The sequence below is a fragment of the Acidovorax sp. Root402 genome (genome assembly GCF_001425125.1).
Lineage (GTDB): Bacteria > Pseudomonadota > Gammaproteobacteria > Burkholderiales > Burkholderiaceae_C > Acidovorax > Acidovorax delafieldii.
Genome location: NZ_LMDQ01000013.1, coordinates 545,334 through 560,018, shown reverse-complemented (window position 1 = coordinate 560,018; position 14,685 = coordinate 545,334). Strand labels below are relative to the sequence as shown.

Here is a 14,685-nt window from a genome sequence, read left to right as displayed (position 1 = left end):
GCATTCGTCACGCCGTCCATGCCCACACAAACCGCCAAATGACCAGGTATGACGGCCCGCAGTCATCGGCAGCGCGGCTGTCAGCGCAGGCGCTCCAGCTGACCTACAAAAAGGCGCAGTGTCTGCAGAGGCACCTCTCCCACTGCGGTCAACCACGTGTCTGACGGCCCACGCTGGGCTACCAGCTGTGTAGCGCCCATGCTGGACACCTGGGGCTGCGCGGGATGGCGCTGCGAGTCGAAGGGCTCCAGAAACAACGACACCGAGGCCAGTCCATCGGAGTACAGGCACTGCAAGACACTGGAGGCATCCGGAGCGTCAGACACCGCCCGTCGGTGACAGCTGACAGGCACAAACCCGGCCACGGGCTGGCGCAAGGCCCAACCTTCGGCCTTTGCCGTAGTTTTGACCACTGAGGGTGCTACCACCTTGTAACCCGACGTCGCGTCCATCAGACGCGTCAGCTGATCAACCTTCACCGGCGCATTGAGATCCAGCTCGGAAAAAGCCGCTTGCTCCAAGACCCGACCATCAGCCGCCAGCGTCTGCAGCTTCACCACCAGCCCGGTTTCACGCTCGCTCCAGAGCCGATAACCGAACCGCAGGGTATCCGCCGGCTGAAACCAGACCACGTCCGACACGAAGCCAGCCACGCGCTCCTGCCCCAGCAGGCGGGGCGTGTAGAACTGGGCGATCGATGTACCGCTGACCACAGGTACGCGCGGAAAGAGCCCAGATACATCGCGGCGGTCTGACCGCACAACGCGCGCCTGGGGCAGGAAGGTACGAACTTCGTCGTTACGGCGATAGACCGTGCGCGGAGTGCCACTGAGCGATTCAACCCGCTCCAATTGTTGCTGGCCATCGCATGCGTGCCAGATGCGTGAGCTGGACATGGCGCCGTTGGCCGACAACACCACAAAGGTTCCGGCATAGGCTCGGCTGCACGGTGCGCTGTGCATGCGCTCGATCCACTGCGCCATGTCGCGCTCGGCCACTGCAGTGGTAGTTGACTCAGAGGATGCAGCAGGAGCCCCCACCACAGGCCCCACGAACAAGCCACACATCGCTGCGGCTATCAGCGAGCCAAGCCATCGAACCCGGGTATTTCCAAAGACCTTCGCAACTCCAGAGGGGTTCATCACACGATCTCAGCGCCAGACATACCGTTCACGATTCAGCGGCCAGGAGTCTCAAAAGTAGCGTTGCGCAAAAAGCCAGCAGGCATCTGCAGGGCCGACGTACTGCCAAACTGCTTATGGGCCGCCAGCAACTCATCCAATCGAGGATCCCGGATCATCACTTGCTGGCCGTCCGCATCAGCAACAGCCACGACAGGCGCGCCTTGCGCCGTCGCACGCTCGGGGGAAGACGCGGCCAGTTGAGCACCCGCTCCACCCGCCCCCTGCAGTTGGGAAAACGAGGTCCAGCCAATGGCCGCCACGGCGGCCAGCGACGCAAAGCCCGCAACCATCTTCCAACGGAAAACCGAAGCATTGGCAGCCACAGGCAGAGGGGTGGCTACGATGCCCAGTTGGGCTGGAACATGTGGACGCTGTGGCGGAGCCTCCTTGGCCAGCTCTTCGCGCAAGCGGGACAAAAACGCTGGATTTGCTGGCCGCGCCAAATCAGAAGAACGCAACGCATCGCCCACAAGGTGGTAAACCGCCCATGTGTCGCGTCCTTCGTCTTCCGCTGCCCAGGCCAGCGCATCGGCAAACTCATCGCCGTGCAGCTGACCATCCGCCAGAGCAGATAGCTGTTCGCTCCGTCCGCCGGTCAAGCTGACGTCCGCCGAGGCGGTGATACCTGTTTGTGCCTTGTTCATTCAATCACCTCACCACCGTTTGCCCGACTGGTTTTCGAGCAAGGGTCGCACTTTGGCCGAAATGGCTTCTCGCGCCCGAAAAATTCGAGATCGCACCGTGCCAATGGGGCACCCCATCGCGGTAGCAATTTCTTCATAACTGAGCCCTTCAATCTCTCGCAGCGTGACAGCTTGGCGCAGATCATCGGGCAAGGCCTCCATAGCTGCATTCACGACCTGGGCGATTTCTTGGGCCGCAAGGACAGTTTCGGGGGTTTCGTCGCTGGTTAGTTCGTGTCCAAGGCGGGAAGTTTCATCCTCGTCCTCCGAACCCCTGAATGCATTTTCGGAAATGACCGGGTTGCGCTTCATGTCCATGAGCGCCTTCTTGGCTGTATTGACAGCAATCCGGTACAGCCAGGTGTAAAACTGGGCGTCGCCGCGAAACTGGTGCAGCGCCCGATAGGCGCGAATGAAGGTTTCCTGGGCAATGTCCTGCACCAGGTCCGTGTCGCGCACCATGCGCCCGATCAGTCGTTCGATGCGGCGTTGGTACTTGATGACCAGCAATTCATAGGCGCGCTGGTCGCCCGCTACCGTGCGCTCCACCAGTTGGAGGTCGCTGTCTTCGGAGGGGGAAGGCGGAATTACAGTCATGGATACTCAGTATTCACGCCCTGGGGCAGCTTGCCGGGCGGTTTCGTCAGCGTTGTCAGCGCCCGATCTGGCGCGCGAATATACCGCACGGCGCAAGTCCATCCAGCGCTCTGGCTGGCTGGAACGCTCCAGCCACAACCACAGCGGCGGATGTCCGACGAGCAAGATGCGCACCCACAGATGCGCCTGCAGATCCAGAAGCACCTCCGGGGGCGCTGAAAGCGTCAGCGGCACACTGGTGGGCGGCGCCACTCGGTTCAGCGTCCAGGCTTGGCCGTCGAACTGCAAAACTCCACGGGCTTGGCTCCACTAAAAGTGCATGGCAGCCGCCATCGCTGGCAGCCAGAAACACAGGGCCACTGCGATAGACAGATGCGCAGCACGGCTACCCAAAGCGATCCAGGCAACCAAAACGGCACCACCAGCAAGCACCCAGGCAGCCAACAGCACGCCCAGAGCCCGACTGCGACACAGCGAATATTGGACAGAGGGAGGCCGTCTCGAAAGCCGCGTCACAAGACAGCTCCCTTCGACGGACGGATCAAGCGCCAACTCGATGACGGACCGACACCACAGTCAATGACACATCGCCCGCAGGCCCACGAGCGATACGTATTGCCACCGAATCCGAGATTGGTATATGCGCGCAATCAGACGCGTTTGAATACCAGCGTTCCGTTGGTGCCGCCAAAGCCAAAGTTGTTCTTGACGGCCACATCAATCTTCATGTCCCGCGCCGTATTGGCGCAGTAGTCGAGATCACACTCCGGATCCTGGTTGAACAGGTTGATGGTGGGCGGCACTTTTTGTTCATGCAGTGCCAGCACGGTGAACACACTCTCAATCCCTCCCGCACCGCCGAGCAAGTGGCCCGTCATGGATTTGGTGGAGCTCACAACGGTCTTGTAGGCGTGGTCGCCCAAGGCCGCTTTGATTGCATTGGTTTCGTTGATGTCACCCAGAGGAGTGGACGTGCCGTGGGCGTTAAGGTAATCCACCTGATCGGCATTGATCCCGGCGTTGCGCAACGCGCTGAGCATGGCGCGGCGGGGTCCATCCATGTTGGGTGCCGTCATGTGACCTGCATCTGCGCTCATGCCGAAGCCGCTGAGTTCGGCATAAATCTTTGCGCCTCGCGCTTTGGCGTGTTCATACTCTTCGAGCACCATCACACCGGCGCCTTCGCCCAGCACAAAACCGTCGCGATCCTTGTCCCAGGGGCGGGATGCCGTCTTGGGGTCGTCGTTGCGGGTGGACAGGGCCCGCATGGCGGCAAACCCGCCGATGCCTAGCGGAGATACCGTGGATTCGGTACCGCCAGCCACGACCACGTCCGCATCGCCATATTCGATCATGCGACCGGCCTCACCGATACAGTGCAAGCCTGTTGTGCAGGCAGTCACCACGGCAAGGTTGGGACCCTTGAAGCCAAAGCGCATGGACACATGCCCCGCCACCATGTTGATGATGGACGCAGGTACAAAAAATGGAGTGATACGCCGTGGCCCGCGGCTGACCAGCTCGGCGTGGGTGTTTTCGATCAGCGGGAGGCCGCCAATGCCGGAGCCGATCACGCAGGCAATGCGTGTGGCGAACTCCTCACTGAGCGCTTCACCTGTGGGAAGCCCTGCGTCCTGGACGGCCTGCGCTGCAGCAGCGATGCCGTAGTGGATGAAGGTATCCATCGCGCGCGCATCCTTGGCGCTGATGTACGACTCCAGGTCCAGACCTTTGACCTCTCCCGCAATCTTGCAGGCGAAGTTCGATGCATCGAACTTGGTGATGAGATCAATGCCGGACTGGCCGGCAAGGAGATTGGCCCAGGACTCGGCCACCGTGTTACCCACGGGGCTGACGCAACCCAGGCCGGTCACGACAACGCGACGACGGCTCATGCGTATAAAACCTTCTGCTGATCGCTTGAGTCAGGCGCAGGGCGCCGCTCAGGCCTTCTGGTGGGTGTTGGCGTAGTCGATGGCGTTTTGCACCGTAGTGATCTTCTCGGCGTCTTCGTCCGGGATCTCGATGCCGAATTCGTCTTCCAGAGCCATCACCAGTTCCACCGTGTCGAGCGAGTCGGCACCGAGGTCTGCCACGAAGGCCTTTTCATTGGTGACTTGGGACTCTTCCACACCGAGTTGTTCGGCAATGATTTTTTTGACGCGTGCTTCGATATCGCTCATGGTTTCCCTCTGGGGGTTGTGAATGAATCCGCGATTCTAGCCGCTTAAGGAGAAGCCCCTAAACGACCCGCCGTCCGGATGAACCGGCGTTAATTTTCAATAACTACATGTACATGCCGCCATTGACATGCAACTCCTGTCCCGTCACATAGCCAGCCTCGCGCGAGGCAAGGTACGCCACCGCGTGCGCGATGTCGGCCGGCTTGCCCATGTGACCCAGCGGGATCTGCGCATTGAGCGCTTTTTGCTGGTCTTCGGGCAACACGGAGGTCATGTCGGTCTCGATGAAACCGGGTGCCACGCAGTTCACGGTGATGCTGCGGCTACCCAGCTCACGGGCCAGTGCGCGCGTCATGCCCGCCACACCCGCCTTGGCCGCAGCGTAGTTGGCCTGGCCCGGATTGCCCGAAGCACCCACCACGCTGGTGATGCTGATGATGCGCCCAAAGCGCTGCTTCATCATCGGCCGGATCGCGGCGCGGCTCGTGCGGAATACCGCCTTGAGATTGGTGTCCAGCACGGCATCCCAGTCGTCGTCCTTCATGCGCATGGCCAGAGTGTCGCGCGTAATGCCCGCGTTGTTCACCAGCACATGCAGGCCGCCTTGCTGCTTGACGATGGCGTCCATCAGGGCCTCGACCGCAGCCACATCGTTCACGTTCAGATTGGCACCGCGGCAACCAGGGTAAGCCGACAGCGCCTGGCTGATGCGCGCAGCGCCTTCATCCGTGGTGGCTGTACCTACCACCTGGTAGCCGCGCACCGCCAACTCCAGGGCAATGGCAGCACCGATGCCGCGCGATGCACCGGTCACCAGCGCCACTTGCGCTGCCTGCACTGCTGTCTGGGTCGATTCCGTCATGCCAACAACTCCCGGGTTTCAGCCAGTGTGGCCGAGTCAAACAATGCTGCGCCGACCAGTTCAGGGTCGATGCGTTTGGTGAGGCCTGCCAGCACCTTGCCAGGGCCACATTCAATGATGTGCGTCACACCACGGCCTTTCAGCGCATGCACGCATTCCACCCAGCGGACGGGGCCAAAGGCCTGGCGGTAGAGCGCATCGCGAATCGCATCAGCGTCTTGCTGCACCACCACGTCCACGTTGTTGACCACCAGAATCTGAGGGGTAGCAAGCGCAACCTCCGCCAGCGCCATACGCAGCTTTTCAGCCGCAGGCTTCATCAGGCTGGAATGGAAAGGCGCCGACACTGGCAGGGGCAATGCGCGCTTGGCGCCCGCCGCCTTGAGCACCTCACAGGCCTTGTCCACAGCCGCCTTGGTACCGGCGATCACGGTCTGGATCGGGTCGTTGAAATTGACAGCCTCCACCACCTCAGCCGTACCTGGCCCGAACGATGCCAAAGCCTCAGCACAACCAGCGATGACCTTGGAAGCTTCCATGCCCAGGATGGCCGCCATGGCGCCTGTGCCGACAGGCACCGCCTCTTGCATGGCCGCCGCACGCAGCCGCACCAGCGGGGCCGCCTGCGCGAGCGTCAACACACCAGCCGCCACCAGGGCGGAGTATTCGCCCAGCGAATGCCCGGCAACGGCCACCGGGGCTGCGCCGCCTTCTGCGCGCCACACCCGCCATGCCGCCACGCCAGCGACCAGCATCACCGGCTGGGTGTTGGTGGTCAGGGCCAAAGCCTCCTTGGGGCCTTCCTTGATCAGCAGGCCGACATCCTCACCCAAAGCATCCGAGGCTTCCTTCAGGGTCTGCGCCACCACCGGGTGGTCACCCCAACCATCGAGCATGCCAACCGATTGCGAGCCTTGCCCCGGAAAGACAAATGCAAAAGACTTCATGAAAAATCCAGAAATATGATGAAACCGGCCGGTAGCGCAGGTACTTATTGCGCCAGCAGCTACAACTTCAGGAGCACAGCACCCCAGGTAAAACCGCCACCCACGCCTTCAAGCAGCAGGGTTTCGCCTTTCTTGACCTGACCGGTGCGCACCCCATGGTCCAGAGCCAGCGGAATGGAAGCTGCCGAGGTGTTGCCGTGTTGGTCCACCGTGACCACCACCTTGTCCATGGACATCTTCAGTTTGCGGGCGGTGCTCTGCATGATGCGGATGTTGGCCTGGTGCGGGATCAGCCAGTCGATATTGGCCTCGGTCAGCCCAGCCTTGGCCAGGGCCGCGTGGGCCGCCTTTTCCAGCACACCCACTGCCAGCTTGAAGACCGCCTGCCCGTCCATCTTGAGGACCGGATCCCCAAGCACCTTGCCGCCGGACACATTGCCGGGCACACACAAAATATCGACATGCTTGCCGTCGGCGTGCAGGTCGCTCGACAGAATGCCAGGCGTGTCAGAGGCCTCCAGCACCACAGCGCCCGCACCATCACCGAACAACACACAGGTGGTGCGGTCGTTGAAGTCCAGGATGCGACTGAAAACCTCTGCACCAATCACCAGCGCGCGATTGGCAGCACCTGTCTGGATCATGGCGTCCGCCACCGACAGGGCATAGACAAAACCGCTGCACACAGCTTGCACATCAAACGCAGGGCATCCATTAGCACCCAGCTTGTTCTGCAAGATACAAGCAACGGACGGGAACACCATGTCCGGCGTCGACGTGGCCACGATGATCAGATCGATATCGGTGGGCTGCAGGCCGGCGGCCTGCAGGGCATTGCGCGCAGCCTCCAACCCCAAGTCGCTGGCGGTCACATCCGGCGCCGCAAAGTGGCGCGCCCGGATGCCGGTGCGCTCCACAATCCATTCATCGGAGGTTTCGATACCGCGCTGGCCCAGTTCGGCAACCAGATCAGCGTTGGTCAACCGGCGGGGAGGCAGGTAGCTGCCGGTGCCGGTAATGCGGGAATAACGTCTCATTATTGTGCGGTCGCCGCAACGCCAGGCTGGGGCTGGGCATCTGCAGGCGCCAGCAGGGGCGCCGCGTGCGCAATCCGGGTCCGGACACGGTCGAGCAGGTTGTTGCGGGCTGCATCATACGCCCGGTTCAACGCCTGCTCGAAAGCCATGGCGTCTGCCGATCCGTGGCTCTTGAACACCAGCCCGCGCAGGCCGAGCAGCGCCGCGCCGTTGTAACGGCGGTAGTCCATGCGCTTCATCAACGCTTTTAAGATCGGATAGGCGACGATAGCGGCCATTTTAGTAAAAATGTGGCGCGAAAATTCGGTTTTAAGTGCTCCGATGATCATCGAGGCCACACCTTCGCTGGCCTTTAGCGCCACATTGCCCACAAAACCATCACAGACCACGATATCCACCGTACCCTTGAAGATATCGTTGCCCTCCACATTGCCGTAGAAGTTCAAATCACCGGAATTAGCCGCAGATCGCAGCAATTCACCTGCTTTTTTGATAACTTCGCTACCCTTGATGACTTCTTCGCCAATGTTCAGCAACCCTACGGTGGGCTCGCTACCCTCTTGGAGGACCGATACCAGGGCGGAACCCATCACGGCAAACTGCAGCAGGTGCTCTGCCGAGCAATCCACATTAGCCCCCAGGTCCAGCACCGTCGTGGCACCACCGGTGGCGTTGGGCAGCTGGGTGGCGATGGCAGGACGGTCGATACCATCCAGCGTCTTGAGCAGATAGCGGGCAATGGCCATCAAGGCGCCGGTATTGCCCGCAGAGACAGCAGCCGAAGCCGTGCCATCCTTGACCTGCTGGATGGCCACGCGCATCGAAGAATCCTTCTTCTTGCGCAAGGCCACTTCCACCGGGTCATCCATAGCGACCACTTCGGTAGCGGGAACGATGGTGGCTCGGTCGTGGGAGAACGATTGCAGGCTGTCCGCCAGGCCAACGAGCAGCAGACGGGCATCCGGGTGGTGGTCGAGAAACTGGCGGCACGCCGCGAGCGTGACGCGGGGGCCATGGTCGCCCCCCATGCAGTCAACAGCCAGTGTGATCATGGGCGACTTGTCCGGCCGGCCCAAGGGGCCGAGAGATGAATACGACGGTCAAAACAAAGGCCCGCGCTACAGGGTTTGTAGCAACGGGCCTTTGGATGGGGTGAAGGTCAGGCTTCAGACTTGTTCTTCAGCACCTGACGGCCACGGTAGAAACCGTTGGGGCTGATGTGGTGACGCAGGTGCGTTTCACCAGTGGTGGGTTCCACGGCAATGCCTGGCACGTTCAGGGCATTGTGCGAGCGGTGCATGCCGCGCTTGGAAGGGGACTTTTTGTTTTGCTGAACGGCCATGATGGCTCCTGATCTGGAATAGGTTGGTAAAAACGCGATCAGCCCAAAAAGACACGATGGGGTTCGCGTGAAGCCCACGATTATAACCCAAATGATTTTTGGGTCGATGAATCAGTCCTTGGCGTCTTTGCGCAAGGCTGCCAGCGCGGCAAACGGGTTGGGTTTTTCGGCGTTGGCTTCTTCAAAATCGTCGTCCGAAGACGCCAGCGGCACCGAGGTCGGGCACTCGTCGTGTTTGGGCACCACGGGCAACGCCATCAACAGTTCGTCTTCGATGAGTTCGTGCAGATCAAACTCGCGGCTCAGGGCCAGCAGGTCTTCTTCGCTCTCATCGTCAAGGGCCTCGGCCGTGGCTTCGTCCGCCACAAAGCGGAACTCACGATCCACCTCCAGGGGCACATCGACCGGCGTCAGGCAGCGCTGGCACTCCATGGGGAAACTGGCGCGCACCTTGATGTGCAGCCAGACCTGCCCCATGCCTCCCAGGGCAGTGCGCACTTCGCCCGTCGCCTCCCAGTCCACCAGCAGATCGGGGTGCAGGCCTTTGGCCTCTTGCGCCAGGCGTTCGTACTTCAGCAGCGAGTCGTGTCCCGCCAGCCGACCGCCCGCCTGTGCGAAGGCTTTCACGTCGAGGCGCTGTGCGGAGAATTCCTTGGTCATGGCGGCAGTGTAAGAGAATCGGCGCATGCATCAATCCCCCTCCCCGCAACGCCCTCTGGTATTGGGCTCGACCTCGCGCTACCGGCGCGAATTGCTGGAACGGCTGAACCTGCCTTTCGAAGTGACCGCCCCCCATGTCGATGAGACCCCCCTGCCCGGCGAGGCGCCCCGCGCCCTGGCCATGCGCCTGGCTCTGGCCAAAGCGCAAGCTGTGGCGCGGCAGCACCCCGAAGCCGTGGTGATCGGATCCGACCAGGTGGCAGACCTGGCCGGAGAGCCGCTGGGCAAACCGGGCCAGCACGATCGCGCGGTGCAGCAGTTGCGCCAGATGCGCGGCCAGACGGTGGTGTTCCAAACCGCCCTGGCGGTGGTGTGCGCGGCCACCGGCTTTGAACAGGTGGACCTCGCCCCCGTAGAGGTGAAGTTCCGCGACTTATCGGATGAAGAAATCGAGCGCTACCTGCGCGCCGAGCAGCCCTACGACTGCGCGGGCAGCGCCAAGAGCGAAGGCCTTGGTATTGCCCTGCTGGACGCCATCCACAGCGACGACCCCACGGCACTCATCGGGCTGCCACTGATCCGCACATGCCGCATGCTGCGCGCAGCAGGGCTGGTGCTGCCATGAACGTAAAAACCGGCACGCTGTACCTGGTGCCCGCCCCCCTCGACTTTGGCTGCGACACCCAGGCCCCACTGCAGGATGCCCTGCCCTCGGCCACCTTGCAGACAGCCGCCCGCCTGACCCACTGGGTGTGCGAAAACGCCAAGAGCACGCGCGCCTACCTCAAGCGCATTGACGCGCTGCACCCCCTGGCCCTCTCTCTGCAGCAACAGCAGATCACCGAGTTGCCGCGTGAAGTGCACAAAAAAGGCGACCACGGCGATAAAGGCTCAGCGCCGTTCGATGCCCGCCCGTTGCTGGCTGCGGCCCTGAACGGGCACGACATCGGCCTGGTCAGCGAAGCGGGTATGCCCGCAGTGGCCGACCCTGGCTCGTCGGTGGTGCGGGCCGCGCACGACCTGGGCCTGCGCGTGGTGCCGTTGGTAGGGCCGGTGTCGCTGCTGCTGGCCCTGGCCGCCAGTGGCCTCAATGGACAAAACTTCGCCTTCGTCGGCTATCTGCCACAAGACGGACAAGAGCGCACACAGCGCATCAAGGAGCTGGAAGGCATCGCGCTGCGCACGGGCCAGACCCAGCTGTTCATCGAGACCCCGTACCGCAACCCGGCCCTGTGGCAGGCGCTGGTTCAGACCCTGCAGCCGCACACCCGGCTGGCGCTGGCCAGCGGGCTGACCCTGCCCGACGCGCGGGTGCAAAGCCAGCTGGTGCGCCAGTGGAAGCAGCAGCCCGCACCACCGGACAACCGCACCCCCGTGGTGTTTGCGCTGGGGCGTTGAGACAGCGACGGGGTAACACGCTACGGGCGAGGTGCCTGGAATGCTACATATTCAGGAGCATTCCAGGCATATTCCACTAGCGCAACCGCCCCAAAACACCCCCCAAACCCCTCAGACCGCTGCACAACGGCCCCACACCGGCACCGCAGCACAGCGCAACCAGGCCCAACAAAAAAGCCCCGGCAGATACCTCTGCAGGGGCTTCGAATAGACATCTGCCGTGGATGCAAGGGCTTGCGCGGATGATCACGCGCCCTGCCTACTCCGAGGCGAATATCAGCGCAACTGTGGCCCCGATATGGCCAGTGACTTGACGGCGCCCATGCCCACCGCCGCGCCAAACCGCTTGGCCAGGCGCTCGGCCACGTTGTCGCGGCGGGTGTAGTCGATGATGTCTTCGGCCTTGACCACTTCGCGCGCGACATAGTCCAGGTTGCCCAGCTTGTCCGCCAGGCCCATTTCCACGGCCTGCTGGCCCGTCCAGAACAAGCCGCTGAAGGTATCGGGCGTGGTCTTGAGACGGTCACCGCGCCCTGCTTTCACCACGGCAATGAACTGTTGGTGGATCTGGTCGAGCATGGTCTGCGCGTAGGCGCGCTGCCTCTCGGTCTGCGGGCTGAAAGGGTCCAGAAAACCCTTGTTCTCGCCTGCGGTGAGCAGGCGGCGCTCCACGCCCACCTTCTCCATCACGCCGGTGAACCCAAAACCGTCCATCAGCACACCAATGCTGCCCACGATGCTGGCCTTGTCCACGTAGATATCGTCGGCGGCGGCTGCAATGTAGTAGGCAGCCGAGGCGCAGGTTTCTTCGACCACGGCGTAGATCGGTTTGTTGTGCTTGGCTTTCAGGCGCACGATCTCGTCGTTGATGATGCCGGCCTGCACCGGGCTGCCACCGGGCGAGTTGATGAGCAGCACCAGCGCTTGCGAGCCCTCATCCTCCAGCGCGCTGCGCATGGCGGCCACCACAAACTCGGCACTGGCCTCGGCGCCACTGGCGATCTCGCCCTTGATGTCCACCACGGCGGTGTGCGGCGTGCTTTTGCTGGTGCTGGGCGATGCCTGACGCAGGGCCACGAACGCAACAGCAGCAAACAACACCAGCCATGCCAGGCGGAAAAAAATCTTCCAGCGGCGGGTGCTGCGTTGTTCGTTGAGGGCGGCAAAGGCCAGCTTTTCCAGCGTGGCGCGTTCCCACCCGGGTTCACGCGATGAATCGCTCACAGGGGCTCCTGAATTAGTAGCTGCTTGCGCCCACAGATCGGGGGCGGAATTGCTTTTGGGGTCAAAGCCCGACGAGGCGGGCTGATGGGGGTCTGTCATGTCATGCGTCCTGGGCACTGCACCGCTGCGGCCCGCGCTTTGCGGTGGCCCGCATCGGGCGGCAGCACATCAGGGTAATTCATCTGGATTTTCTAGAACTCTACAGGCTGCAGGTTGTAGGCAGTATGCCAGCGCACCACACCATCGCTCTCCGACAGGGCAATTTTCACCAGCCCACCGCGGCAGGGACCTCCCGCGCACTGGCCGGTATGGGGCAAGTAGGCCGCCCCGTGGGTGGCACACAACAGCCAGTGGCCTGTGTCGTCAAAAAAGCGGTTGGGCTGGTAGTCCATCTCCATCGCCACATGGGTGCAGCGGTTGAGGTAAGCGTGCGGCAGGCCTCGGTAGCGGATCGCAAAGGCCCTGCACGTCTGGCCTGCGTACTGCACATCAAACGGCACTGCCAGGCCTCCATCGACAAGGTCGGCACTGTTGCACAGCGCAATAGGCTGGTCAGTGGAGGGTATGGTCATGGGCTCGTCCCGCTCCGATACCCGCGTCAAGCGTTGTGCAGCAGCCAGTCGTGCAGCTCGCGCACCGAATGCACAACCGCCAGCGGCTGGAGGGCATGAAAGGCGTCAGGCTCGTGTGCGCCATAGCTCACCCCTACGCTCGCACAGCCCGCGTTGACCGCCATCTGCAGGTCGTGGGTGGTGTCGCCGATCATCAGCAGGCGCTCCGGCGCCACGTCAAATTCAGCCATCAGCTCCTGCAGCATCAGCGGGTGCGGCTTGCCAGCGGTCTGGTCGGCGGTGCGCGAGCCGTCAAACACGCCGCGCAAGTCCACCGAGTGCAGCGCATCGTCCAGCCCGCGCCGGCTTTTGCCCGTGGCCACGGCCAGCAGGTGCCCACGTTCACGCAGATCGTTCAGCAGGGGCAGTACGCCGTCGAACAGGCTCAGGTCGTCCTGGTGCTGGATGTAGTGGAAGCGGTAGCGGTTGCCCAGCTCGGTGTACTTTTCGGTTGGCACATCCGGCGCCGCATGGGCCAGGGCCTGCATCAAGCCCATGCCAATCACATAGGCCGCCTCTTTGTCGGTGGGCACGGTGCCACCCACGTCACGCACCGCCGCCTGGATGCAGCGCACGATGATGGCGGTGGAGTCGAACAGGGTTCCATCCCAGTCAAAGGCAATGAGGTCGAAGCGGCGCGGACGGAAGTTTTTGGCAGACATGGAGGGGGTTCTTCGCGCAGGATCGTCAGGCAGGGGACACAAAATCGGCCAGCTCAGGGGGTAGCTCGGCAATCAGTTGCACGCGCTCGCCCGAGGCGGGGTGGTTGAACTGTAACCGCCATGCGTGCAGGAACATGCGCTTCATCGAGAGCTTCTGCAGGCGCTTGTTGAGGTCAAAGTCACCGTATTTATCGTCACCCACGATGGCGTGGCCCTGGCTTGCCAGGTGCACACGGATCTGATGGGTGCGGCCGGTCTTGATGGTCACCTCCAGCAGGGACATCGCCGGCAGGCCTTGAGCGGCGCGCGCGGGCACAGTGCTGCGCACCTTGACCAGCGTGATGGAGCGCATGCCATCCGGGTCATCGGCCGCGGTCACACGCACGCGGCGTTCGCCGTCGGCCTGCAGGTATTTGTGCAGCGGCAGGTCGATCACCTTTTTGTTGGCAGGCCAGGTGCCCGTGACCAGTGCCAGATAGGTCTTGCCTGTCTCGCGCTCACGGAACTGGTCTTGCAGGTGAGTGAGCGCTGACCGCTTCTTGGCCACCAGCAGGATGCCCGAGGTGTCGCGGTCCAGCCGGTGCACCAGTTCCAGGAACTTGGAAGCTGGCCGCGCCTGGCGCAGCTGCTCGATCACGCCAAAACTCACGCCGCTGCCGCCATGCACCGCCACGCCCGCGGGCTTGTCCAAAGCAATCAGGTGCTCGTCTTCGAGCAGGATGGGAAATTCGCGCGCGGGCGCCGGGCGCTCGGCCTTCTCGGCCACCTTGTCTGAAATTCGAACAGGAGGCAGGCGCACCACGTCCCCTGCTTCCACGCGGGTGTCGGCACTCACGCGGCCTTTGTTGATGCGCACCTCGCCGCTGCGGATGATGCGGTAGACATGCGTTTTAGGCACACCTTTCAAGTGGCGTATCAAAAAGTTATCGAGCCGCTGGCCTGCGGAGTCAGCATCCACTTCCACCAGGCGGGCTGCGGGAAGCCCCCCAGGGGCGGCGGGCGGTTTGGCCCCTATAATGTGTTTCACCTGCGCGTTGTTATGTAAGTGGTTGATTTGTCTGGAGTTTAGTCCACACAGCCCTTGCCCCTCACGCAGGCAGGTCGATGCCACCGGGCGTCGTGCGCGCAGATTGCAGGCCAGATGCCTGTGGTGGCCAGCACGCCGTGCGGCGGGCTGACAGATTGAAACACTGATACGGAATCCCCCAAGCTGGCAGATGTTCCCTACCCGGGCGCAGCCTGTCAGCGGATCAAAGCGAGCATGTGGTTGTTGATGAGCTGGATGGTGACCTTGT

The 14,685-nt window shown here is 62.5% G+C and carries 18 protein-coding genes; 2 read left to right on the top strand and 16 right to left on the bottom strand.

Going from position 1 to position 14,685, the window contains the following annotated elements:
- Positions 1–80 precede the first annotated feature (80 nt).
- From ASC83_RS09935 to ASC83_RS09880, 12 genes are all read right to left on the bottom strand, one after another.
- A complete protein-coding gene (locus ASC83_RS09935; RefSeq protein ID WP_082522409.1) occupies positions 81–1,142 on the bottom strand; it encodes a MucB/RseB C-terminal domain-containing protein in 1,062 nt (353 codons plus the stop codon).
- A 35-nt stretch (positions 1,143–1,177) separates the two neighbouring features.
- Entirely contained in the window at positions 1,178–1,828 is a 651-nt protein-coding gene (locus tag ASC83_RS09930; RefSeq protein WP_082522408.1) for a sigma-E factor negative regulatory protein, read from the bottom strand.
- Positions 1,829–1,837: 9 nt separating this feature from the next.
- Positions 1,838–2,464, bottom strand: coding sequence for an RNA polymerase sigma factor RpoE (rpoE, locus tag ASC83_RS09925; RefSeq protein ID WP_015013192.1), 627 nt, complete (start codon positions 2,462–2,464; stop codon positions 1,838–1,840).
- Positions 2,465–2,470: 6 nt separating this feature from the next.
- Entirely contained in the window at positions 2,471–2,716 is a 246-nt protein-coding gene (locus ASC83_RS24300) for a hypothetical protein (protein ID WP_235509351.1), read from the bottom strand.
- Between the two features lie 398 nt (positions 2,717–3,114).
- Complete coding sequence (gene fabF / locus ASC83_RS09915) at positions 3,115–4,359, bottom strand: beta-ketoacyl-ACP synthase II (RefSeq protein WP_056061355.1); 1,245 nt, start codon at positions 4,357–4,359, stop codon at positions 3,115–3,117.
- A 48-nt stretch (positions 4,360–4,407) separates the two neighbouring features.
- Positions 4,408–4,647: an acyl carrier protein gene (gene acpP / locus ASC83_RS09910; RefSeq protein ID WP_003058049.1), complete on the bottom strand. Its 240-nt coding sequence runs from the start codon at positions 4,645–4,647 to the stop codon at positions 4,408–4,410.
- A gap of 103 nt (positions 4,648–4,750) precedes the next feature.
- Positions 4,751–5,509: a 3-oxoacyl-ACP reductase FabG gene (fabG, locus tag ASC83_RS09905; protein ID WP_056061353.1), complete on the bottom strand. Its 759-nt coding sequence runs from the start codon at positions 5,507–5,509 to the stop codon at positions 4,751–4,753.
- Entirely contained in the window at positions 5,506–6,456 is a 951-nt protein-coding gene (fabD, locus tag ASC83_RS09900) for an ACP S-malonyltransferase (RefSeq protein ID WP_056061350.1), read from the bottom strand. The genes fabG and fabD overlap by 4 nt, the downstream gene beginning before the upstream one ends.
- 59 nt (positions 6,457–6,515) lie before the next feature.
- Positions 6,516–7,493, bottom strand: a complete 978-nt coding sequence (locus tag ASC83_RS09895) for a beta-ketoacyl-ACP synthase III (RefSeq protein ID WP_056061347.1) — start codon at positions 7,491–7,493, stop codon at positions 6,516–6,518.
- A complete protein-coding gene (plsX, locus tag ASC83_RS09890; RefSeq protein ID WP_056061343.1) occupies positions 7,493–8,545 on the bottom strand; it encodes a phosphate acyltransferase PlsX in 1,053 nt (350 codons plus the stop codon). Before plsX ends, ASC83_RS09895 begins: the two co-directional genes overlap by 1 nt.
- Before the next feature lie 107 nt (positions 8,546–8,652).
- Positions 8,653–8,835 carry a 50S ribosomal protein L32 gene (gene rpmF / locus ASC83_RS09885; protein WP_005794249.1) on the bottom strand — a complete coding sequence of 61 codons (183 nt, stop codon included), beginning with the start codon at positions 8,833–8,835 and terminating at the stop codon, positions 8,653–8,655.
- Between the two features lie 111 nt (positions 8,836–8,946).
- A complete protein-coding gene (locus ASC83_RS09880) occupies positions 8,947–9,495 on the bottom strand; it encodes a DUF177 domain-containing protein (RefSeq protein WP_056061340.1) in 549 nt (182 codons plus the stop codon).
- A gap of 25 nt (positions 9,496–9,520) precedes the next feature.
- On the opposite strand from ASC83_RS09880, the gene ASC83_RS09875 reads away from it, so the two are divergent.
- Together ASC83_RS09875 and ASC83_RS09870 are read left to right on the top strand one after the other, a co-directional pair.
- Positions 9,521–10,120: a Maf family nucleotide pyrophosphatase gene (locus tag ASC83_RS09875; RefSeq protein ID WP_056061337.1), complete on the top strand. Its 600-nt coding sequence runs from the start codon at positions 9,521–9,523 to the stop codon at positions 10,118–10,120.
- The gene (locus ASC83_RS09870; protein ID WP_108497130.1) at positions 10,117–10,893 is read left to right on the top strand and encodes an SAM-dependent methyltransferase; all 777 of its coding nucleotides are present in this window, start codon (positions 10,117–10,119) and stop codon (positions 10,891–10,893) included. Before ASC83_RS09875 ends, ASC83_RS09870 begins: the two co-directional genes overlap by 4 nt.
- 276 nt (positions 10,894–11,169) lie before the next feature.
- Here ASC83_RS09870 and ASC83_RS09865 read toward each other — a convergent pair whose 3' ends face one another.
- The 4 genes from ASC83_RS09865 to ASC83_RS09850 form a co-directional block, all read right to left on the bottom strand.
- Positions 11,170–12,216: a S49 family peptidase gene (locus ASC83_RS09865; protein ID WP_056061331.1), complete on the bottom strand. Its 1,047-nt coding sequence runs from the start codon at positions 12,214–12,216 to the stop codon at positions 11,170–11,172.
- A gap of 92 nt (positions 12,217–12,308) precedes the next feature.
- On the bottom strand, positions 12,309–12,689 hold the full coding sequence (locus ASC83_RS09860; protein ID WP_056061328.1) for a Rieske 2Fe-2S domain-containing protein: 381 nt from the start codon (positions 12,687–12,689) through the stop codon (positions 12,309–12,311).
- 26 nt (positions 12,690–12,715) lie between these two features.
- Positions 12,716–13,390: an HAD family hydrolase gene (locus tag ASC83_RS09855; RefSeq protein WP_056061325.1), complete on the bottom strand. Its 675-nt coding sequence runs from the start codon at positions 13,388–13,390 to the stop codon at positions 12,716–12,718.
- Positions 13,391–13,415: 25 nt separating this feature from the next.
- On the bottom strand, positions 13,416–14,417 hold the full coding sequence (locus ASC83_RS09850) for an RluA family pseudouridine synthase (protein WP_056061322.1): 1,002 nt from the start codon (positions 14,415–14,417) through the stop codon (positions 13,416–13,418).
- Positions 14,418–14,685 lie beyond the last annotated feature (268 nt).

What these genes read in the sequence shown, in the direction of transcription:
- plsX (WP_056061343.1), bottom strand. Translation starts at nt 8,545, where the DNA reads ATGATCACACTGGCTGTTGACTGCATGGGGGGCGACCATGGCCCCCGC.
- ASC83_RS09895 (WP_056061347.1), bottom strand. Translation starts at nt 7,493, where the DNA reads ATGAGACGTTATTCCCGCATTACCGGCACCGGCAGCTACCTGCCTCCC.
- ASC83_RS09870 (WP_108497130.1), top strand. Translation starts at nt 10,117, where the DNA reads ATGAACGTAAAAACCGGCACGCTGTACCTGGTGCCCGCCCCCCTCGAC.
- ASC83_RS09860 (WP_056061328.1), bottom strand. Translation starts at nt 12,689, where the DNA reads ATGACCATACCCTCCACTGACCAGCCTATTGCGCTGTGCAACAGTGCC.
- ASC83_RS09880 (WP_056061340.1), bottom strand. Translation starts at nt 9,495, where the DNA reads ATGACCAAGGAATTCTCCGCACAGCGCCTCGACGTGAAAGCCTTCGCA.
- acpP (WP_003058049.1), bottom strand. Translation starts at nt 4,647, where the DNA reads ATGAGCGATATCGAAGCACGCGTCAAAAAAATCATTGCCGAACAACTC.
- fabF (WP_056061355.1), bottom strand. Translation starts at nt 4,359, where the DNA reads ATGAGCCGTCGTCGCGTTGTCGTGACCGGCCTGGGTTGCGTCAGCCCC.
- fabG (WP_056061353.1), bottom strand. Translation starts at nt 5,509, where the DNA reads ATGACGGAATCGACCCAGACAGCAGTGCAGGCAGCGCAAGTGGCGCTG.
- rpmF (WP_005794249.1), bottom strand. Translation starts at nt 8,835, where the DNA reads ATGGCCGTTCAGCAAAACAAAAAGTCCCCTTCCAAGCGCGGCATGCAC.
- ASC83_RS09865 (WP_056061331.1), bottom strand. Translation starts at nt 12,216, where the DNA reads ATGACAGACCCCCATCAGCCCGCCTCGTCGGGCTTTGACCCCAAAAGC.
- ASC83_RS09855 (WP_056061325.1), bottom strand. Translation starts at nt 13,390, where the DNA reads ATGTCTGCCAAAAACTTCCGTCCGCGCCGCTTCGACCTCATTGCCTTT.
- ASC83_RS09935 (WP_082522409.1), bottom strand. Translation starts at nt 1,142, where the DNA reads ATGAACCCCTCTGGAGTTGCGAAGGTCTTTGGAAATACCCGGGTTCGA.
- ASC83_RS09875 (WP_056061337.1), top strand. Translation starts at nt 9,521, where the DNA reads ATGCATCAATCCCCCTCCCCGCAACGCCCTCTGGTATTGGGCTCGACC.
- fabD (WP_056061350.1), bottom strand. Translation starts at nt 6,456, where the DNA reads ATGAAGTCTTTTGCATTTGTCTTTCCGGGGCAAGGCTCGCAATCGGTT.
- rpoE (WP_015013192.1), bottom strand. Translation starts at nt 2,464, where the DNA reads ATGACTGTAATTCCGCCTTCCCCCTCCGAAGACAGCGACCTCCAACTG.
- ASC83_RS09930 (WP_082522408.1), bottom strand. Translation starts at nt 1,828, where the DNA reads ATGAACAAGGCACAAACAGGTATCACCGCCTCGGCGGACGTCAGCTTG.